Source organism: Bdellovibrionales bacterium (assembly GCA_019750295.1).
Taxonomy (GTDB): domain Bacteria; phylum Bdellovibrionota; class Bdellovibrionia; order Bdellovibrionales; family JAGQZY01; genus JAIEOS01.
This window is the reverse complement of sequence record JAIEOS010000091.1, coordinates 1-4686: the sequence shown is the minus strand read 5'-3', so window position 1 is coordinate 4686 and position 4686 is coordinate 1. Positions and strand designations below refer to the sequence as shown.

The 4686-nt window shown below is 46.0% G+C and carries 4 protein-coding genes; 3 read left to right on the top strand and 1 reads right to left on the bottom strand.

The annotated features are described in order from the left end of the window. Positions 1 to 274: 274 nt before the first annotated feature. The 3 genes from K2Q26_13275 to K2Q26_13265 all read left to right on the top strand — a co-directional run bounded on the left by K2Q26_13275 (position 275) and on the right by K2Q26_13265 (position 4042). Entirely contained in the window at positions 275 to 2305 is a 2031-nt protein-coding gene (locus tag K2Q26_13275; GenBank protein ID MBY0316490.1) for a hypothetical protein, read from the top strand. Beyond that, positions 2283 to 2708 carry a cupredoxin domain-containing protein gene (locus K2Q26_13270; protein ID MBY0316489.1) on the top strand — a complete coding sequence of 142 codons (426 nt, stop codon included), beginning with the start codon at positions 2283 to 2285 and terminating at the stop codon, positions 2706 to 2708. The genes K2Q26_13275 and K2Q26_13270 overlap by 23 nt, the downstream gene beginning before the upstream one ends. A gap of 362 nt (positions 2709 to 3070) precedes the next feature. Beyond that, positions 3071 to 4042, top strand: a complete 972-nt coding sequence (locus K2Q26_13265) for a calcium/sodium antiporter (protein ID MBY0316488.1) — start codon at positions 3071 to 3073, stop codon at positions 4040 to 4042. Between the two features lie 51 nt (positions 4043 to 4093). Here K2Q26_13265 and K2Q26_13260 read toward each other — a convergent pair. Beyond that, a partial coding sequence (locus K2Q26_13260) for a M15 family metallopeptidase (protein ID MBY0316487.1) occupies positions 4094 to 4686 on the bottom strand: 593 nt, incomplete at its 5' end.

Sequence of the window (4686 nt, the reverse complement as noted above, 5' to 3'; positions counted from 1 at the left end):
GTCGAGAACACTTAGTATTTTGCGAGTCCTAGGAGCAAAATACTTAGTGATTCGTGACCGAATCCCTCCCTCTCCGCCAGGACAATTTAGTATCGGATAAACCCATTTAGCTATGAGAGTAGTGCGACTCACTTAGTTCGAATCGTTCATACCCCCGCCAACGAATTAGATATATTTTTTCTAAATGGACCATTTACCCAAAACAAAACGAGGAGTGTTTTCATCTTGTTAATTTTTATTTTGATACCTTGAATTTTTTTGGTATAACTCCTGTATGGACTGGATAACTATTTTTTATGTTTTACATATTATTGGCATAGCTCTTGGAGTTGGCGGAGCAACTGTCAGCGATTTTTTGTTTTTACGCTCTGTTCGCGACAGAAAAATAAGCTCCGATGAATTTTCTATCTTGTCATCAATTTCTCTAATTTTGTGGGCTGGTTTGGCATTACTTATTTTTTCCGGAGCGGGGATGCTCGCCGTTCAATATTTCACTACTGGTTCAATTGCCATGAGCGGAATGTTTTTGGCTAAGATGAGCATTGTTTTAGTTGTTTTTCTCAACGGCTTTGCATTCAAAAAATTAGTTTTCCCTGTCCTTGGCGCACACGTGGATCGCCCTCTCCACCAAGGCGCTGGCTTTGCAGAGAAGCTCTGGACCTTGTCGATTATCGGCGCGATCTCAATCGTGTCATGGTACAGCGCGCTACTTCTGGGAGCCTTGCGAACAATTGAACTGCCATATGTTTTTGTGATGACGCTCTATGTGTTTCTAGTATCGGGGGGTGCAATATTTGGCTACTTTTTTTTATCGCATCTGATTTTCGCCCCTCGTCATAAAGCTAAAGAAACAAAAATTGGAAAAGTTATGCCGTGGCGCACGATAGGCGTGGGCTTTGCTGGCACGATTGTCTTACTTCTCGGTGTGGCCTTTTATTTCCTATCGCCTGAACGTCCGGTCACAGAAACGCATTATGTTTGTATCAATGAAGTACCACCATGGTTTAGACCGGATGTCTTAAAGATAAAAGCGGGCGATACGGTCGTCTGGGAGCACTGCCCCGAAGAAACTAAACACGCAGGAAAAATTCACAATCCGGTACACACGCACCCGATTCTCTCTATTGATGGTCCGGAGGAGTTTAGTACAAATTTGCGACCGGTGGGTTACGGCAAGGGTGAACGTTTCGAATTTAGCTTTACCAAGCCTGGCATCTTCACCTACATCTGTCCTACTCATCCTTATATGAGAGGACAAATTGCCGTGGATACCTCTACGCAAAAAGACAAGCTTTGGCCACCGGAAGAAATTATCAAACCCTCTCTCTTGCCTCCACCTGCTACTCCGGGTGTTGGAGAAATCTGGATCAATACTCAATTCGAAGTTGTCCCCGGTCAAGATTTTCCCGGCACTATCACAGTTGTGAGTGCAGAGGACTGGAGCATTAAAAAAGTTATCTCTCATAAAGAGTTCAATAATCCACACAATCCTTGGCACAGCTACGACGAACGATTTATATTCCAAACCCAGTGGCATGCAGATATACTTCATAAAATATCTACCGCGACCAAAGAAGTTATTGGCGGTGTGGCTTTGGGTAACGCCCCAGCCCATGTTTTCGTAAGTCCTAAAACCAACAGGGTGTATGCGACATTAAACAACGAAAACAAAGTAATCGTGCTTGATCAGGATCTAAATGTTATTAAAGAAATCAAGACCTCGTTCGGACCACATGGTATGTGGGTTGATCCGTCCGGCAAGTGGCTTTCCATTGCAGCCACTCTTTCGGACAAGCTAAACATTATTGATCTTGAAAAAGAAGAAGTGGTCGCGGAATTTGACGCGCCAGGGTTACCACTTGCGACCGCTATCACCAATGACGGACGCTATGCGATGATTAGCTTGCTTCTTGAAAATAAAGTAAGGTTCATTGATTTAACGACAATGAAGCACGTCAAAGATGTTGAAGTTGGTGGATGGCCGATTTGGCCCGCGCCAGCGCCGGACGGCATACATATATTTGTGCCGAACACAAAGACTGCTGACATAAGCGTCATTTCGCTTGAAACGCTTGAAGTAGTAAAGACTATTCCCGCGGCAGGCGGAGCGCACGGCATTACTTTTGGGCCGAAGCAAGGTGGTGGGTACTACGGGTACTTTTCCAATAAATTCGCCCGCGTGATGGGTATTGTTGACGTGGAACGCCAAGAGCTTGCCGGCTACGTCAAACTACCCGATACCGCATGGGGCGGAAACGGTATCTTAGTATTACCAAATTCTTATGATGAATTTATTAAAAAATAACAATTCAATTATTCCCAAGATCATAACGGCGGTCTTTATCGTTGCTGGTATCGCAGTTCTTATTCAAGGGTATGCCTACTTCTCAAACACCAAACAGGAAGTCCGTGTTGAGGAGGGCGACGCACAAGATATCTCTGTTCGAGTAATCAAGAACGAGTGGCGCTTTGAACCAAATGAGATTATCATTCCCGCCAACACCGCTGTTCGTTTGCGTATATTCAACGAAGATTCGTACCAGCACGGATTTGGAATTCGAGAACTTGGGATTGATAAGGTCCTTCCACCCCAAAAAGAAACTATCATCGAACTTTCAAACATTAGCCCAGGCGAGTACGAATTTTTATGCTCAGTTCTCTGTGGTAAAGGTCATTTTGAACAGAAAGGTAAATTGATTGTGCGTTAGTCCTCTATTCTATAAATCTTCAAAAAATTACTAATTTATAAGGCTTTCTAGATATATGAAGGCAGTGCGACTCACTTAGTTCGAATCGTTCAATACACACCGCATCTGAAATAACATGCCCCTTATAGGGTTTTGTTATTTCAGGAGGACGGGATTCGAAAGCCGGAGCGAGTAAAGCAAGCGAGGCGGGGTCGAGAACACTTAGTATTTTGCGAGTCCTAGGAGCAAAATACTTAGTGATTCGTGACCGAATCCCTCCCTCTCCGCAGCGAAATATAAAGATGCCGCGCGAAGTACGCGATAAATTTTTTAGACAACGAGGGAAGACAGATTAAATTTATACGGTATCCTGGAGCCTAGATATGGAGCTACTGATTTCGCTCGGAATGATTGCCATAGGGCTCGTCATATTAATTTTTGGGGCTGAATACCTGGTTAAAGGCGCTTCTTCAGTTGCCCGCGGCTTTGGAGTTACCCCTCTTGTCATCGGTCTTACGGTAGTGGCGTTTGGCACCTCAACTCCGGAACTTACCGTAAACCTGTACTCGGTATTTACGGGAGCAACCGATATCGCTATCGGCAACATTGTCGGTTCAAACATCGGCAATATTCTGCTCATTCTTGGTATCTCAGCGCTCATTGCTCCCCTTGCCGTTCAATCGTCAACGGTGAAGTGGGAAATACCACTCGCGCTCCTCGCAATGCTTTTTGTTCTTATCTTTGGCAGTGACGTTTTGTTTGATGGCGCGGCGACAAACGTCATTTCCCGCTCTGAAGGGCTTGCGTTCATCGGCTTCTTCATCATCTTCATGTTCTACATATTTGCGATTGCTAGGAATGACACCGCTCCTGCAAACGAAGGCGAAAAAACCCAAGGGAAAACGGTGAGTCCTCTTATGGCTATTCTTTTAATTATTGGAGGACTTGCGGCACTCGTGATTGGAGGCAAACTCCTGGTTGATAATGCAATTATTTTCGCGAGATTCTTTGGTCTTTCAGAAAGCGTAATCGGTCTCACTATTGTTGCTATCGGCACTTCTCTTCCAGAGATGGCGACATCGATCATCGCCACTTTGAAGAAGGAAATTGACATCGCGGTCGGCAACATTGTGGGCTCAAATATCTTTAACGTATTTTGGATTCTTGGACTGAGCGCCACTATTGCCCCGCTTCCAACTAATCCTGGTTTCATGGTTGATGCGCTTGTAGGCATCGGCGCAACAACTGCGCTCATGGCAGCACTCTTCATCGGCAAAAAACATCACATAGACCGCTGGCAAGGCGCCCTTTTTATCCTCGCCTACGTCGGGTACGTGACCTACCTTTTGGTTTAGTGGTGCTGAGGCCTCATGGCAGAGGCATTCATCCTCTCAGGTCCGAAGCTACTACTCAGCACGTCCAACAAGCTTCAACCACCGCTTTCTATCTTCAATGTGACCAGTATCAACGGGACTCTGCCATCTCCCGCCCCACACAAGCCCGAGACTCTCAATGAAACGAACCATTTCTCCGTCCGCGGTTAGTGTTCCAGGCCGATTCGGGTCGTAGTGCGCGCCAGGCGGATCCACTTCGCCGTTTGTATAAAAACAAGGATTTTGATCCGGACTTAGATCAAAAGCTAATCCCCACCCGTGCGAGGAGATAGTTGAAGAATTTTTTATCGGCCGATAGTTCAACCCGCTCGTCACACCCTCCCTCATCAAGACAGCATCATTCCATCCGAATGCAGAAGCGGGAATGACCCGCCCTACCGGGAAATGCAATGTGAGCATTTTCTGAAACACAAGCAACACGCGCTCTGCGATAGCCTCGTGAACGACTATCTGCCCTTCGTGTATTTCTCCATCGCGCCCACGATAGTGGACTTTCAGTAGTCGTTGTTTCTCCAGAATTTCACGCGGAATATCCAAGCCGGAAAGCGCCTCGTCCCGGGTCATCCGGCTATCTATAATGGGTTTCTCTTTGACACTGCGTTCGC

Bases quoted from the DNA above. Each gene is read 5' to 3' on its own strand.
- K2Q26_13265 (MBY0316488.1), top strand. From the start codon at position 3,071: ATGGAGCTACTGATTTCGCTCGGAATGATTGCCATAGGGCTCGTCATA.
- K2Q26_13270 (MBY0316489.1), top strand. From the start codon at position 2,283: ATGATGAATTTATTAAAAAATAACAATTCAATTATTCCCAAGATCATA.
- K2Q26_13275 (MBY0316490.1), top strand. From the start codon at position 275: ATGGACTGGATAACTATTTTTTATGTTTTACATATTATTGGCATAGCT.